This is a genomic window from Sphingopyxis terrae subsp. terrae NBRC 15098 (genome assembly GCF_001598815.1).
Classification (GTDB): Bacteria; Pseudomonadota; Alphaproteobacteria; order Sphingomonadales; family Sphingomonadaceae; genus Sphingopyxis; species Sphingopyxis terrae.
The window spans coordinates 1-15748 of the sequence record NZ_BCZQ01000018.1; the positions used below are offsets into that span (position 1 = coordinate 1).

General features: G+C 62.0%; 11 protein-coding genes. 6 read left to right on the forward strand and 5 right to left on the reverse strand.

From position 1 onward, the window contains the following. Positions 1-188, forward strand: a 188-nt coding sequence (locus STE01S_RS11555; RefSeq protein WP_174531838.1) for a transposase, incomplete at its 5' end; no start/stop codon positions are given. 614 nt (positions 189-802) lie between these two features. Here STE01S_RS11555 and STE01S_RS20405 read toward each other — a convergent pair. The 3 genes from STE01S_RS20405 to STE01S_RS11565 all read right to left on the reverse strand — a co-directional run bounded on the left by STE01S_RS20405 (position 803) and on the right by STE01S_RS11565 (position 2786). After that, positions 803-958, reverse strand: coding sequence for a GNAT family protein (locus STE01S_RS20405; protein WP_162928265.1), 156 nt, complete (start codon positions 956-958; stop codon positions 803-805). A 351-nt stretch (positions 959-1309) separates the two neighbouring features. Further along, entirely contained in the window at positions 1310-1600 is a 291-nt protein-coding gene (locus tag STE01S_RS11560; protein WP_062767791.1) for a hypothetical protein, read from the reverse strand. Positions 1601-1628: 28 nt separating this feature from the next. Further along, the gene (locus STE01S_RS11565; RefSeq protein WP_162928266.1) at positions 1629-2786 is read right to left on the reverse strand and encodes a sensor histidine kinase; all 1158 of its coding nucleotides are present in this window, start codon (positions 2784-2786) and stop codon (positions 1629-1631) included. A 343-nt stretch (positions 2787-3129) separates the two neighbouring features. On the opposite strand from STE01S_RS11565, the gene STE01S_RS11570 reads away from it, so the two are divergent. After that, the gene (locus tag STE01S_RS11570; protein WP_162928267.1) at positions 3130-3555 is read left to right on the forward strand and encodes a hypothetical protein; all 426 of its coding nucleotides are present in this window, start codon (positions 3130-3132) and stop codon (positions 3553-3555) included. 59 nt (positions 3556-3614) lie between these two features. On the opposite strand, the gene STE01S_RS11575 is transcribed toward STE01S_RS11570, so the two are convergent. Then, positions 3615-4013 (reverse strand): DoxX family protein, encoded by a 399-nt coding sequence (locus tag STE01S_RS11575; RefSeq protein ID WP_120694184.1) that lies wholly within the window; start codon positions 4011-4013, stop codon positions 3615-3617. 536 nt (positions 4014-4549) lie between these two features. Here STE01S_RS11575 and STE01S_RS11580 point away from each other — a divergent pair. From STE01S_RS11580 to STE01S_RS11595, 4 genes are all read left to right on the forward strand, one after another. Beyond that, the gene (locus tag STE01S_RS11580; RefSeq protein ID WP_218016988.1) at positions 4550-5308 is read left to right on the forward strand and encodes a sensor histidine kinase; all 759 of its coding nucleotides are present in this window, start codon (positions 4550-4552) and stop codon (positions 5306-5308) included. Next, complete coding sequence (locus STE01S_RS11585; RefSeq protein ID WP_062767799.1) at positions 5308-6069, forward strand: LytR/AlgR family response regulator transcription factor; 762 nt, start codon at positions 5308-5310, stop codon at positions 6067-6069. Before STE01S_RS11580 ends, STE01S_RS11585 begins: the two co-directional genes overlap by 1 nt. A 222-nt stretch (positions 6070-6291) precedes the next feature. Further along, the gene (locus STE01S_RS11590; RefSeq protein ID WP_062767801.1) at positions 6292-7032 is read left to right on the forward strand and encodes a Cif family virulence factor; all 741 of its coding nucleotides are present in this window, start codon (positions 6292-6294) and stop codon (positions 7030-7032) included. A 217-nt stretch (positions 7033-7249) separates the two neighbouring features. Then, the gene (locus tag STE01S_RS11595) at positions 7250-14500 is read left to right on the forward strand and encodes an autotransporter outer membrane beta-barrel domain-containing protein (RefSeq protein WP_162928269.1); all 7251 of its coding nucleotides are present in this window, start codon (positions 7250-7252) and stop codon (positions 14498-14500) included. 539 nt (positions 14501-15039) lie between these two features. On the opposite strand, the gene STE01S_RS11600 is transcribed toward STE01S_RS11595, so the two are convergent. Next, the gene (locus STE01S_RS11600; protein ID WP_062767805.1) at positions 15040-15336 is read right to left on the reverse strand and encodes a hypothetical protein; all 297 of its coding nucleotides are present in this window, start codon (positions 15334-15336) and stop codon (positions 15040-15042) included. Positions 15337-15748: the final 412 nt, after the last annotated feature.

Consider the following 15748-nt stretch of genomic DNA (forward strand, 5'->3'; position numbering starts at 1 on the left):
CCGACGTCGTCGGAATCTTCCCGAACGAAGACAGCATCATCCGCCTCGTCGGGGCTGTGCTGATGGAGCAGAACGACGAGTGGCAGCTCCAGCACCGATACATGCAGATCGAAGGCATGGCCGAACTCAACCAACCCATGATCGAGGAGGAAAATCAGCCCCTACACATCACCGCCAAAGCCGCCTGACGATGGCCCACGGCCACAGCCGAAATTACACCACCTTGACGGACGCGACCAATTTTCATGTGGCCGCTTCCCCCCGAGCGATCGATGAGGAACGAAGAAAATTTCATGGAACTCGGACCATGAGGCCAGCGTCTGGCACAAACCAACCACGAATTGCTTTTCCCTTCGCCGCAAATCGAGGGCCCCCAGAAATAGGGATGGTTCAAAATCCGCGACAGGCTTCATGTGCGGATGGAGGAGCCGACCGAAGAAGGGAGCGAGCGCAAGGGCATCGAGGGGATTTATAAAAAACCAGGAACTTGAGCTTCGTGCTGCGGGCTTCCGTGCGCGGGAAACCTTCCTTCTCGCCCCCGCCTGGCGCTGCGGCGCGGCACCCATCCTGTTGGCGCCACTGATCGAATAACATGTCGGCGAAGCAACAGCGGAAGAGTCAAATCTGCTGCTGCGTCCACGATCGATACGACCTGATATCAGGCCGCCGCCGCGGCGGCGTTGGAGCGTATGCAGTGTAGCACCGTCGAGGAGAGCATGCAGGTTCCGCAGATCAAGAACTGTTGAACCCGCATGTGGCCAGGACGACCAATCCCCGCCACGGGGGCCACTTGGTGACCGGCTCATCTCGGTTCGATGAGACGGGTGAACCGATAACTCTTCTGCTCGAAGCCAAGCGAGCGGAAGAAATTATGGGCGTTGTTGATCTTGATGTCACTCATGACCTCGACAAGCGTGCAGTCGGCCTTCGCGAGCGCCTTCTCGGCCGCTGCCCGCATGGCGTCGGCAATTCCGCGCTATCGGTCCCTTGTCGACACGCAGCAAGGTTATCCGGCCAACCGGACCGTACTGCAGCGTTGGGATGGCGGCCCATGCACAGCGGCCGACCAATTCCCCCGGTTGTGCAACGAAGCAGGCCCGCCTGCGCCAGTTTCAGCGAGACGCCGAACTTTCGCACAAGGCGCTGGCGGCATTCATACGAGGCTCCGCTCGCATTCTCAGCGCTGAATGACACAATCTGCCGGGAAGCGCCTCCTTGCTAACGGCACCTATGTCAAATCTCCCGCCTTGAACCGGACAGCCTCCTGCCTGCCAATTGATGCTCTCTGATAAGTCTTCGAATTGCTAATTCATGGTGAACTCTTGCTGGGCAGCGCCGCTTTCGGCGCGGGGCGGGCTTCCGGATTTCGAATGATCCAGCCGCGCCCCTCGCGTAGGTCGAGGGTGATGATCCAGTCGTGCAAAAAAATCATGCCCAGATTGCCGTCCATGATCATATCCGGCGTGAACATATGCTGAGACTCGATTTCGACGCCATCGGCAACCTTGAAATGCCCCGATTGAGGCGCTTCTGCGTCAGCCTGCAAGCCAAATAGCGAGTTCCCTGTCTGCTGAAGCGATTGATGCAAATCTTGATGCATCTTATGAATATCAATGCGGCTGCCTGCATCAGGATCGACCTGCGACTACACGTCGGCTAAATGATCGGGCCGTCACCGAGGTTTGCATCAAGGCCCGATTTCCACGGCCCGGGCAGGGCATCAGCGGAATATGAAGGGTCGCGGTGAAACCGGACTCGCTGGCCGACGTGCGCAATTGCCCCCTCTCTCCGTAAAGTACGGCCAGCCGGTCACGAATGTTGCGAAGTCCGACCCCCGTTCCATTTTCTGGTAAGGGCAGTTCGGCTCTCCCGTCATCGCTTACGCAGATTGTCAGCATATCGTCCGCGGCACGGACCACGATGGAGATCGTGGCACCGAGCCGCGACGAAGCCACAGCATATTTGACGGCGTTCTCGACCAGCGGTTGGAGGATGAAGCCTGGAACGCTCGCGTTGCCAAGATCGGCCGGGCAGTCGATTTCGACCTTGAGCCGCTCGCCGAAACGAATGGCTTCCATGTCGAGATAGGCTTCGATCGTCGCAATCTCATCGGCAAGTGCAATGGGCGTTTTGACATCGCCGCCCAGATTGATTTGGAAAAAAGTAGCCAGTTTCATAGTCATCGCATCGGCATCGTCGGGGCGGCCCTGCACGATCAGGCTCGATATCGCGTTCAATGTGTTCAGCAGAAAATGCGGGTTGAGCTGGAAGCGTAGCGCTTCGATCCTAGCATCCTGGGCGCGGGCTTCGGCGGCCGCGGCAAGCATCTCCTGCTTCTTGGCGCGCTCGCTGATGCCAAGGGCCCAGAACAGCGTGACGTTGAGGCAGAAAGTCCAGGTGTAGAGGATGAAGACGAAACCAATGCGCCTGAAATCGATATTGGTCCAGCTTCGCCACTCGGGAAATAATGTGTCCGTGAGCCACCGATAAAGCACAAGATCGAGGGCGCTCTGAAGGGCGCCGGCGCAAAGGCAGCCGACGAGGATTGACGGCCAGCGCTGCGCCGGCGCGGCCGGCTCGAGGCGTTGCCAGAGAAAAAAGAGCGCCATGGCCAGGCTCAGCGCGGTGAGGCAGAGGGGCAGCTGGATCATGGCCTGCACCAAAAAGCCTCGCCCCATCAGTCCGGCCAGTATCGCAACCAGCGCAAAGCCGAAACCCCACAGGATCAGCGAAACCCGCGCCGCGGGCGATGCTGCGGCGCATGCGATAAAACTGCGATCCTGCATGCTTCCTCCTTGCGAACCGGCGGATCCATTGCTGCGCATGTTCTTGCCGGGTTGCGGGCAGATTGGCGGGCGGGCGAGTCGGCCCAAGCGTCAGCGGTCAGGACGCCTAGCCGATATCGCGACAAACAAGCCTCTCGTCGCGACCAAGTCCGACATTTGCAAGACAAAGATCGCTTTACAGTCTCGGCGGGCGTTTCTTCGCTGGGTACTGCCAGTTCATTTCGATCGAATGCGCAGCCGGCCCGAACGCGGCAGGGGCGGGCTTGATCGCAATCGGCTCTCGCGATGGATAAGCTCGGGGCAAGCTCGGCCTTTGACCTCATCAATGTGCAAGGAGCCGATAATGCGTAAAATTCAATGGTCGATACTGGGCAGCCTGATCGCGGCGACATTGTTCGTGCCGGCGCCGTCCTACGCCAAAAAGCAGGTGGAGGCACCGGCCTTCCAAACGGTAAAGCCTGGTGACCGTGAAATGAGCTGCGAGGCGCTGGCTGCGGAAATCAATTCGCTCGACGGGCAGCGGCAGGCGGATGCGAGTGCCAAGCAGAAGAAAAAGAAGGGTCTTGGCTTTCTCAAGATGCTCGGTGCCGCCAGCCCAATCCTCGGGGTTGCCGGTAGCGGCGGCGCGGTCGCCTCTACCGCAATGGGCGCCGCCGGGTCCGTAGCGGGCGGGATGGGCGGCTCCGGTCAAGAGGATGCCGAAGCGATGCTCCAGCGCAACCAGCGCAAGCAGCGGCTGATGGGCATATTCGACGAGAAGAAGTGCTGATCATGACATCGGTGGGGCGTCAGAGGGCACCCCGCCGATGTCTTCCGACCCTCTGCTCTCTACTGCCTATCTGCAGTTTCAATATAGTCCAGCCAAGGCTGCCAGCTCTTCGAACCTCTCACGCCCGCCCAGGTCATGATCCCGAGGATTACGCATATCCACTGCGGGGGTGAGGCCAGTTCGCCCAGCCGGACATGGGCGCAAATTGCGCCGCCAAGAAAGCCGGTGATGCAAATCGCTCCGAGCAGCGCTGTCCGCGGGAGGGCATAGAGAAGGATCGAGACGGCGAGAATGGCGGCAATCTGCGGCGCTTGCGCCGCTTCAAAGCCAGTCGCTGCAAATTCCGCCGCGAGGGCGTCTGGACGAAATGCCATCACGGCGGCATCCGCCCCCAGTATCAATATAGCCGATAGGCGCAGAGCCAGTGCCAGCCGGCGGCGCGTCGCTGATGTGATCATCGCTTTTCTCCACGGCGCGACTGTCGCGCCCTCCATGAGCAATCACAGGGGGCGGGCGGTCTGGCGATGGGCACGCGACAAAGCTCGACACGCAAGCGACGACGAAATCATCCCCGTCCGAAATTCGACCAACGCGGACCTTGATGCGACCAATCCGGTCGGCCGAAACGCCAGCCTGTGCTAAGACGCGCGCCGTGAACCGGCTCCCGACTTTCCGCCTCAAACTGAAGGGTTTTGCGCTTGGCGCAGCGATGACCCTGATATTTTGGGTCATGGTACTTCTACTATGGGCCGCGCAGGACATCGCCTCGGGCAAACCGATACCTGATGCGCTGAAAGTCCTTCAGGCGATGACTTTGGGGCTGGGCGTCATATTCTGCGGAGCGCTGGCCGGGTTCATCATGCTCGCCCGGCGGCTGCCCAATCCGGCAATGACGGCTCTTGTCGCGCTTGTCACGACGGCGCTCGCCCTGCTGCATGCGCTAATCGATGCGATATTGATCCAGATATTGGGTCCGTCGATGGGAATGCGGTCGATGCCGCTGGCGGAATTGTTCAACCGCAGCCTGATGCCCTTCGTCCTCATATACGGATTCTATGCCTTGGCGCTCGGCCTGCGGCTTAGCGAGAATGCGGTTCGGGACAGCGCGAGACGCTTGGTCGAGGCGCGCAGCGCGGCCCAAGGCGCTGAACTCGCCGCCCTGCGATTCCAGCTCAACCCGCATTTCCTGTTCAATACTCTCAATTCCATTTCATCGCTCATTGTCACGAATGCGTCGGCGGAAGCTGACCGATTGACGATGCGGCTGTCCGACTTCCTGCGCCTGACCTTCGAGGCCGACCCCGAGGCCGAGGTGACGCTGGTCGAAGAATGGGCGATCGCGCAGGCCTATCTGGATATTGAAGCGGCTCGCTTTCCCGGGCGGCTGCAGGTGACGTTCGACTGTGAGAGCGCTCTTCTCGACGCGCACGTGCCGACATTTCTTTTGCAGCCGATTGTCGAAAATGCCGTCAAGCACGCGGTGCAGACTTCGCGCCGGCTGGTGACGCTCACTGTCCGTTGCCGTCAGGTGGACGACCGGCTGCATTTGATGGTCGAGGACGATGGGGGCAGAGCGGTCGCCCTTCCATCCGAAGATCGAGAAGGGAGCGGATCGGGGCTGCGAAACGTGCGGGGCAGGATGGCGGCCTTTTATGGCGACGATGCCGCGGTCAATATCCGCGCGAGCGACGGAGGGTTCGCTGTGGAGCTGACCCTTCCGCTGCGGCGGGCAATGAAAAGGGCGACGGCGTGATGCGAATATTGCTGGTCGATGATGAACCTCTTGCTGCCGCGCGGCTGCGCGTGGCGCTCGATAAGATGGACGATGTCGAGGTTGTCGGAAGCGCCTCCGATGGCGAGGAAGCGGGGCGTCAGATCGCGCAGCTCGATCCCGATATGGTCCTCCTCGATATACAAATGCCCGAAGTCAGCGGGATGGAGCTGGCACATCGCCTGGCCGATGCGCCGCGCCGGCCCGAACTTGTGTTCGTTACGGCCTTCAACGATTTCGCAATGGAAGCTTTCAACGTCGACGCGGTCGACTATCTTCTCAAGCCAGTCAGCTTTGACAGGTTGCGAATGGCGATCGATCGCGTCCGCCGTCGCCGCGCTCTGCCGGATCCCGACGCCTTCGTGCGAGCGGACTCCGCCGGGACGGATCGGGGTGATGGGGACCAACCTGGCTATGACGATGGAATATGGGTCCCGGGACGGGGAGGCGCGGTGCGCGTGCCGATCGAGGCGATTGACCGGATCGAAGCGGCGCGCGATTATGTGCTGCTTAACACGGCGACCAAATGCTATATTTTGCGGGCGCGAATGAGCGAAATCGAACAGCGTATCGACCCGAAGATCATGATCCGGATCCATCGCTCGCATATGGTCCGCATCGATAGCGTCGTGGGTATCGAGCGACCTGGCAAGGGCGTGCTGCGCCTGCTTCTCAACGATGGCGCCAATCTTCAGGTCGGATCCAACTTCCAATCCAATGTCGTCCGGGCCCTGCGGCTTTAGCGCTGGATCCCGGTCCGGCGACAAGGCTTGTCGCGGGGCGAACGGGGCTGGTCGCAGTGCTGTTTACGTCGAGGCGAATAAAAGCCCGTTGGGGACATGGCTCATGTTGCCCCATTCCGAAGCGGCGTTGGATCATTCATACGCCTGCTGTCCTTTGCGGCCCTGCCGCTTTGCGTAGCGTCCGCTATAGCCGTCGGCCCGAGCGCTGATCCGGTCGACCGGATGATCGCGACCGAGCTTAGTTTCGCGGACGACGCCCAGCTGATTGGTATCGCAGCGGCCTTTCGCCGCTATGCCGCGCCGGACGGCATATTGATGCGGCCCGATCCCGCGCCAGCGCTGGAAGTCCTGCAAGGCAGCGTCGATACGCCCGGTGTGCGTCTCGAATGGAAACCCGCAATTGCTGCCATGTCGCGATCGGGCGATCTTGGTTTCACGACCGGGCCTTATCGCCTGCTCCACGGTGACACCGTGATGAACGGCGATACGCTGACCGTCTGGGAACGCGGCGCCGATGGCCGTTGGGGCTGGTTTCTCGACCATGGCCTGCTCCCGGTCAAGGCGTCTGAGCCTGCCGCGCTCCCCACCGAGGTCGCGATACTCGGGCAGGGGAAGCCGGGCCGCCGCCGCCGCCCGTCGGGAGTGGCCGATGCCGATGCGGCGCTGAATGCAGCCATTGTTGCGACAGGAACGGCGGTCATTCCTGGTCGTCTCGCACAAGATGGATTCCTTCTCCGCCTGCAGCGCGGGCGGCTCTCGAAGGCGGACGCATTGCGGGTCAACGGCGACAATTTGCGGGCATCCGCGACCCAGCTGTTCGGAATGCGGGTTTCGCGCGCCGAGGATCTGGCGGCGACCTATGGCCGATTGACCTTCGACGACCCGCAAGGGTCGCACAATTATGTCCGCATATGGCGCCATGGTGCCACCGGCTGGCAATTGCTGGTCGACCTCATCAACTGATTTCCCTCCCCGGGAAAAGGAGGGTGTAGAGGGCGCCGGGGCGGCGGCCTCTGCACCCTTCGTCTGTTCCGGCTTGAATTTTCAGCGGAATTTTCATCGCTGGCTCGTCCGGGTCGGTCGCAAAAGGGCGGCCTGCACCCTTCGCTTCATCCTAGCGGCACGGCGAGCGCATCGCGCGCGTCCAGTTTCAACGCAAACGAACCGAAGGATGTTTCCAGTGAACCGTATCAATTCCGCCGCCCTGTCTCCCCGCCGCGGCAAGGCAGCAATCCGCGGCCGGGCCGCGCTTCTGCTCGGCGGCGCGCTCGTCCCGCTGATGATGGCGGCGTCTGCCAGGGCGCAGGATCAGACGGTCGTTCTGGAAGAGGGGCAGGCCCCGGTCGCGGTCGAGCTGGGTGCGGGCAGCGATCGGGTGGTCGTCGACATCTCGCGCGTCAATGCCGACACCGGCGTCCTCGATCTGACCGGCCTGACGACCGGCCCGCTTACCGATGCGGGCGGGCGCGACACGGTATGGCTCCGCGCAACGTCCAGCCAGACACAGAATGTCGTGTTCACCGAACCAAAGGGCGATACGTCGCAGCAGTTCGTGCGCGCGGACTCGGCGACCGGAACGCCGTTCGACGGCGGAACGGTTTATGAAGCGTCGGGGAATGACACGGTCCTGACGCTCGAAAACCGTTCGCGCTCGCCGATTCCGAGCGATCCGTCGAAGCTGCCCGACAATGCGTTTATGAACCTGCGTCACGGGCCGCTCCAGTTTGCGGGCGACGGCACAGTCGTGCTGACCTTCTCGGTGGCGGCGGCCGATCAGCCCGAGGAAACGCAGCAGGCAATCCGCGTCCTGTCGGGGTCGACATCGCAGGACCAGGGAACTGGCGGCGACGGCAAGCTCTCGCTCATCATCGAGGGCGACGTTGGTGGTGGAAGCACCTTCAAGGGTCTGATCGACGTAACCAACGCCGAATCGCTGCGACTGAGGAAAAATTCGCGCGTCCAGATTCTGGAAGGCACCGCGATTGTCGGCGGCAATGCGGATATCTTCCTCGAAGCCAATACCTGGGTCAATTCGACCAATGGGGCTTTCCCGGACGTGACGCTGATCAAAAGCTCCGGCCGGGTCTACAATTCGACCAAGATCACCGTCGGCGGGCAATTTGGCAATCCGACGGCCGGTGGCGTCGCCGTCCGGCTGGACGGCGGCAAGCTTTATAATATCCTGACTGAAGGCAGCACCGGTACGGGCGTGGCCAGCGGCGGTCTGGGCAACATCATCGGCGGATCAAGCGGCGTTCTCGCCGCCAACGGCGATAATTATATCGAAAATGTCGGCGACATCAGCGCCAATACCGGCGCCGCGGTCGAAAGCCTGCGCGGAACGATGGTGCTTCGCAATACCGTATGGAACTTCTCGAAAGGCGGCACCCGCGCCGGAACGATCACCGGCGGCATGGTCGATGGTCGCCGCATCGCCATCCAGGGCGGTGACGGCACCGACATGGTGGTCAATTCGGGCACGATCACCGGCGACGTCGATCTTGGTAATCGCGAAGACATGTTCCTCTTTACCGGTGCGACCAATGGCGTGACCGGCACGATCGAGGGCGGCGAAGGCCTCGACGGCTATGGCCGTTCCTTTGCCGCAAGTGCGACGAACACGCTGTCGAACGACATTCTCGGCAACGGCAACAGCGGCTTCGAAATGCACGGGATCGAAGCATCGGGCGCCGATACCATCGTCACCGTCGCGGCGGCGCAGACGCTCGACGCCGGGCTGATGCTCGTCGGCAATGGCTCGGTCGTCAACACGGCGAAGATCAATGCCGATGGTTTCGGCGTCTATCTGCGCGACATTGCCAACGTGACGCGCGGCATGCGCTTTACCAACAATGCCGATGTGGTGAGCACCAAGGGCGTCTATGGCCGGGCGGGCGTCACCAGTTTCCTCAACACCGCGCTGATCCGCGCGACCGATGGCGATGGTGTTTTCTTCAATGTCGGCGAACTCGGCAGCTCCGTGAAAACACTGGAATTCCGCAACGAGGGAACGATCGAAACGACGTCGGACTATGACCATGCGCTGGGCATGCAGTTCGATGCCTCGAACTCCGATGGTCCGCTTGCCAACGTCGTGAACACCGGGACGATCCGCAACAGCGGCGCGCGCGAAACCTTCTATGATTACGAGCAATTCGGCGTTCGGCTCTTTGACATCAGCTATGAGGACGGCAACAGTCTGAGCTTTCGTAACGAAGGTCTCGTGGAAACGACCGGCCGCGGGGTGGGCGGTGTTTCGCTCGACAGCGCCCATAATGATGTCGTGAATAGCGGCACTATCCGCGCCGACGGGATGGGCGGCAGCGGCGTGCTTATCGTATCCCGCCTCGATCCGGAACAGCCGATGCTGGTGTCGTCACTGGTCAACAGCGGCCTGATTTCGGCCAATGGCGGGGCATGGACGAATTCGGATGATGGCACCGTCCGTTTTAATGCGGCCGTTGTCATCGGGCTGAATGGCGACACCGCCAAGGGACGTGTCGTCAACAGCGGCACCATCGAGGCGATGGGCGCCGGCTCCAGCGCGGTTATCGTTGGCGGAGACGGGGCGGCTGGCGCAACCTTCGAGCTTGAAAATGACGGGACAATTCGCGGTCACGCGGAAACATTGTTCCGCGCCGATCAGGGCGTACCCGAAGCCTATCGCCGACTGGCTGGCGCCATTCACACTGTAGGCACCACCGACAGCATAACCAATCGCAACCTGATCCAGGGCAATGTCGATCTAGGCGATTATGACGATCAGTTCCGCAACTATGGCAAACTCGATGGCGATCTGCGGCTTGGCGAAGGCGACGATACTTATGTGTTCGGCGGCGGCAGCAGCCTGACCGGATCGGCCTATGGCGGCGACGGGAACGATATCATTGCGGTTGATCTCACCGGCGACATGGCCAAGCGCATCAATGCAAGCCAGTTCTTCGGGTTCGAGGCGCTGACCCGTCTGCAGGGCACCGCGGGATCGGGCAAGGTATCGATCTTTGGCAATATCGACTCCGAATCGCTGCAGCTGGCCAATATCGCCGTGCACGTCGATGCCGGTGACACCGTTTCGTCGGCGAGCGGCAACAGCGGCTATACCTTCACGGGAACCGACCAGGACGAACAGATCGTCAATGCCGGAACGATCGCGGGCGGCGTGTCGATGGGCGGCGGCAACGACAGCCTTGAAAACAGCGGCACGATCGGCTGGGACGTCGATATGGGGGCGGGTGACGACGTCGTCACCAATTCGGGCCGGATCGAGGGGAATGTGAACCTGGGCGACGGCGACGATCGCTATATCGCATCGGGCGGCGGGATCGTGACCGGTGACATCGACGGCGGCGCCGGCAACAACACCTTCGTCTTCCGCCTGGAAGGAAGCGAGGGTGAAATTCCGGGATCGGTCCTGAATTTCAGCTCGTTCGGCGCCTATGGTCCGGGCACGCTGACGGTCAACCTCGACAAGGGGCAGACCTATACCAATCTCGAACTGCTCGAAGGGGCGGATCTCGTCCTCACGGGTTCGAACGGCTCGGTCGAAAATGTCATCGGCGATGACAGCGCCCAGAATGTGACGATCGACGGTGCCTTGACCGGCGGCGTTTCGCTGGGCGGCGGCGACGATGTTCTGACGCTCAACCTGGGCGGTGAACTGTCCGGCGCGCTCGACGGCGGTGACGGCACCGACACGTTGAATCTCAAGCTGACCGCGGCCTCGACCGTCAACGACCTGTTCAATTTCGAAGTGGTGAATGTCGCCGGCAGCGCGTCGTTGACGCTCGCGGGCACGCTGGGTGCGGGCCAGTCGATCAACTTCGACGAGGCGGACAATCTTTTCATTGTCGATACGGGGGCAACCTTCAACGGACGCGCCGACGGCGGTGCCGGGACCGATACCATCGAAATCAACACGGGGGCCGAGAGCAACCGCACGATCATCGCGGGGCAGCTGGTCTCGTTCGAACGTCTGGTCACCGGCGGCGACGGCACGCTGGCCCTGAACGGCGAGAGCTACAGCTTCGAGTCGGTCGACATCGCCGGCAGCTTGAGCATCGGCGACGGCGCCTCGCTGACATCGGCCAGCGGCGTCAACTTCAGCGACGGAAACAACAAGCTGACGCTCGAAGGCACCGGCAATGTGAACAGCCCCGTCGATGGTGGCGACGGCACCGACACGCTGGCGTTCAAACTGGCGCAGGGGCAGACGCGCAATCTGAGCTCGATCGGCAATATCACCGGCTTTGAACAGCTTGGCGCCGAAGGCGCGGGTACGCTCAACATCGACCAGAGCACCGACAGCTATCGGCGGTTGCTGCTCGGTGACGGCGCGACCGTCTCGCTGGCCAGCGAAGACGGCGGCAATGCCAGCATCGCCGAAGGCGTCACCTTCAGCGGCGATATCGGCGGCAATAATGGCGCGAACACGCTGACGCTGAAGGCCGGCGCGACGGTCGATGGCAGCGTCTATATGAACGGCGGCAACGATGTCATCACCAACGCCGGCACGATCGATGGCGATCTTGATCTCGGGGACGGCGACGACCGCTACATCGCACGCGGCGGCGGCGTCGTGACCGGAACGATCGACGGCGGCGCCGGGAACAACACCTTCGTGTTCAACCTCGACGGCGGCAATGGCTCGATCCCCGGTTCGGTGGTCAACTTCGACTCGTTCGGCGCCTATGGCCCGGGCACGCTGACGGTGAATCTCGACGCCGGGCAGACCTACAATAATCTCGAACTGCTCGAAAATGCCAATCTGGTGCTCACCGGCAGCAATGGTTCGGTTCGCAACGTGATCGGCGACGACAGCGCGCAATCGGTGACGATCGAGGGCGCGTTGACGGGCGGCGTTTCGCTCGGCGGCGGCGACGATACGTTGACGATGCAGCTTTCGGGGTTGCTTGAAGGCGCGCTCGACGGCGGCGCAGGCACCGACACGCTCAACCTCAACCTGACCGGCGCGTCGTCGATCGCAGGCATGTATGGTTTTGAAATCACGAATGTGTCGGGCGCGTCGCCGCTGACCCTGACGGGCGACTTCGGTGCGGGCCAGCAGATCAATTTCGTCGGTGAAGACGATAATGAACTGATCATCGGCGCGGGCGTGAAGTTCGAAGGCGCCGTGAACGGCGGCGAGGGTCGCGATCTGCTCCGCGTTCAGTCGGGGAACAGCGACAACCGCACGGTCGTCGCGTCGCAGATCGTCTCGTTCGAGGATCTGGTTTCGGAAGGTGCCGGGACACTGGCGCTGACTGGCGGCGCCTACAGCTTCGAATCGGTCGCGATCAATGGCGGCAATCTGGAACTCGGCGCGAACAGTACACTCGCGTCAGCAGCCGGCGTGCTGTTCGACGGGGCGAACAACCGCTTCACTTTGGGCAGCGGCGCCAGCGTGACGGGGCAGGTGGACGGCGGAGCCGGGATCGATACGCTCGCGCTCGTCCAGGGGGCCGGAACGACGCGCCTGCTCAGCGCGCTCGACCAGACCGGCTTTGAAATCCTCGAAGCGTCGGGGGCCGGCGAACTGCGTATCGACCGCGACGCCGCATTCGAAGGCGGCGTGCGTATCGAAGGCGGTGCGGTCAGCATACTCGCAGACTATTCGCTCACGGCCGATGTTACCGGCGGCAGCGCCAACGACATTCTGTCGGTTTATGGTTCGGTTGATGGCAATGTCGATCTTGGCGCCGGGAACGACACGCTGGTGATCGGCGGACCGGGTAACATCACCGGCACCCGCTCGGGCGGCGAGGGTGTCGACCGTCTGGTCTTCGATACCCAGGGCACCTACACGGCGCCGACCGTCTTTGACGGAACCGGCTTTGCCGATTTCGAAGAGTTGGGCGTGGCCGGCGGCGTCGTTTCGCTGACCACCGACACCAGCTGGGACAAGGTGGTGGTCAGCGGCGGCCGGCTCATCGGCCAGGCGGGCACCACGATCAGCTCGACCGAGGCGATCCAGGTCGCGCACGGCGCAACCTTCGGGACGGCGGGTATCGTCAATGCCGACATCAATGTCGCGGGCACTCTCTCTCCCGGCGCGTCGCCGGGCACGATGACGGTCAACGGCAATGTCGCCTTCCTCGCGGGTTCGAACCTGCTGATCGAAGTGTCTCCGACGGTCAGCGACCTGCTGCGCATCTCGGGCAAATTGACGATCGAACAGGGCGCGGCCATCGATATCACCGGCATGCTGCAGGGGACGCCGGGCAATATGCTCGATCTGGTCGTCGCCGAGGGCGGCATCACCGGACGCTTCACCACCATCAACAAGTCGAGCGACATTTTCGGGTTCGTCGTCCAGAACGGCAACAAGCTCCAGATCCAGAGCGAGTTCCTGAATGATGAGGCCTTTCCGACCAATGTGCGCGCAAGCGTCGATTATGCCAACCAGGTTTTGCGGGGCGGCTATGGCGTGCAGGCCTTCACCGCGGCGCTGCCGGTCCTCGTCAGCGGGCAGGGCGTCGTCAATCAGGAGGCCTTCCGCCAGCTCACGCCAGAAGCCTATGGCTCGGCGTTGCAGCTCGGGGTGGAGAACAGTCTCTCGCTGGTCGAAGGCGCCTATGCCGCTACCGCAGGCCGGTCGGGGCATAGCGGGCTCTACAGCTTCGGTCAGTTTCTGACGGGAAGCGCGGACGTCAGTGCAACGGGGGGTAGAACCGGCGCCTCCAGCAGCCATCTGACCCGCGATGGCCTGTTCGGCGGCGTGGGCTATGGTTTCGGCGAGAATGCGCAGGTTGGGGTGTTCTTCGGTGGGCTGAAAAGCGACCAGACGATCGGAGGCCTGGGCGCGAAAACCGATATGAATGTGCTGGCGGGCGGTGCCTTTGCCGATATGACGCTGGGCGGCTTCGGAGTGCGGGGACTGTTGGCCTTCAACGGGGGCAAGGCCGCTACGCATCGCCGGACCGCCGTCGCTGAAAGTGAGGCCCGGGCGAAGTATAATCTCAACAGCTGGGTGGCCGATCTGTCACTCGATTATCAGGTTGAATTGGGGTCCTGGGCGATCGCTCCCAAGCTTGGCGTCACCTACGTTCACACCAGCCGCGGCGCTGCGGTCGAACAGGGTGCCGGCGATTTCGGCCTGACGATCGACAAGGGCAGCAAGGATCTCTGGTTCGGCGAAGCGGCCCTCGCCGCCTCGGGCAGCTTGCAGGCCGGCGGCATCGGAATCACCCCTTATGCCGAGATCGGCCTGCGCCAGATGTTGAACGACGGCAGCGTCTTGGTTTCGGGGCAATTCAGCGGCGCCGACAGCGGGATCGTCGTGAACGGGATCGAGCGTGAGAAAACCGCGGTACGTGTTACCCTCGGCCTTGGTCTCGACCTGGCCGACAGTGTGCGCGTGCAGGTCGGATACGCCGGAGAGTTCGCAGGCAGCACCCGTAACAGCTTCATGGGCGGCCTCGCGGTTCATTTCTGAGACGTCGCTAGGGGATTAGTCCCACCTCAAGCGGCTTCGTTGGCACGGTCTGGATTGCGATCCGGGCCGTGCCAAATTTTTACTGGTTCACACGTGCGCCGGGCGACTTAGTCCCGCGGATATCGTGGGGAATTCGGGACGTGAGGCCAAGGCCAAGGCCAAGGTTTAGACAGGCCGCCGTTTTGTTGCGCGGTGGCCGGCATGAGGGCGCAAAACTTCAATTCGGGCGCGTCCCTTCTTGTAGGGTTCCCCCCGTCGATTTCGGACGCCCTTGCTGCGCCGGCTCTTGTCGACCCTGTTCCCGATCAAATAGATTGGAATCATATCCCCGGCGTCGCAGTAGCGGTTGTCGAGCGGGACGGATCGTCAAGATCGCGGACGAGGCACCGTCCATCGCGGATTGGGATGCACCTGTTGGCATCGACACACGCTTCCAGCTTGCATCGGCAACTCAGATGGCCATTGGCGTGCTGTTCACGCGGTGGGCGGAAAAGCGAAGATTGGCGAAGTTGTTCGCGATTGTGGTCAATTGACGCTGGTTAAAGTTCGAAGGCATTCGCGCTTGAGAAGCCCGCGAAACGGACCAATGGCGACCGCGTGACTTTCGGTCTGGACCGGATCGAGGATCGCAAGCTGCCGTCATCGAGCTGATGAGCCAGCAGGTCCGGCGTCCGCTGCTGGCGGAGGCAGTCATTGACACATATCTGCCAGAGTGTGAGGCCGAGCCCATTATTGACGAAGATCGGCCAGAAATCGCCGCAAATATCCGAGCTGCCATCACGAGGGCTGCCGTGGGCGATCCAGGCGCGGTTGCCGCCTTTTTCTTGTGGCGCCAACGTGCCGCCGCAAGCATCGCCGCGCCATTTGCCCGGGCGCTGCTGGGGGGATGGGGTCGCTGCGCTCTTTGGATATGCTTCGCGTCAAACCGGATTGCGAGTGGCGATACAGGATCAGCCTTCAATACAAGACGGTTGTCGGGCTGGCATCCGCCGACATCGAGGGAATGTTGGTGCGTTTTCGACCGGAATAATCCCTCGATTCAGCCGGTGTCATGACATCCAAGTGGACTTTCGTCCAAGCCGGAACACTTTGCGATCGAAGCGCCGACACGGCGTTCGGCTATCTTGTCGCCGGTCGCGACCAATGTCGAAACGCCGTCATCGAGCTGAGATATCGGTTCATGGTTTCGCGGCCAGAAATTATCAAGACGATGGCGGTCCGCAAATCCGGAGCGCTTCCGCTGAGTAC

Coding starts and splice junctions, on each gene's coding strand:
- STE01S_RS20405 (WP_162928265.1), bottom strand. CDS start 958: ATGCGGGCAGCGGCCGAGAAGGCGCTCGCGAAGGCCGACTGCACGCTT.
- STE01S_RS11560 (WP_062767791.1), bottom strand. CDS start 1,600: ATGCATCAAGATTTGCATCAATCGCTTCAGCAGACAGGGAACTCGCTA.
- STE01S_RS11565 (WP_162928266.1), bottom strand. CDS start 2,786: ATGCAGGATCGCAGTTTTATCGCATGCGCCGCAGCATCGCCCGCGGCG.
- STE01S_RS11570 (WP_162928267.1), top strand. CDS start 3,130: ATGCGTAAAATTCAATGGTCGATACTGGGCAGCCTGATCGCGGCGACA.
- STE01S_RS11575 (WP_120694184.1), bottom strand. CDS start 4,013: ATGATCACATCAGCGACGCGCCGCCGGCTGGCACTGGCTCTGCGCCTA.
- STE01S_RS11580 (WP_218016988.1), top strand. CDS start 4,550: ATGCCGCTGGCGGAATTGTTCAACCGCAGCCTGATGCCCTTCGTCCTC.
- STE01S_RS11585 (WP_062767799.1), top strand. CDS start 5,308: ATGCGAATATTGCTGGTCGATGATGAACCTCTTGCTGCCGCGCGGCTG.
- STE01S_RS11590 (WP_062767801.1), top strand. CDS start 6,292: ATGATCGCGACCGAGCTTAGTTTCGCGGACGACGCCCAGCTGATTGGT.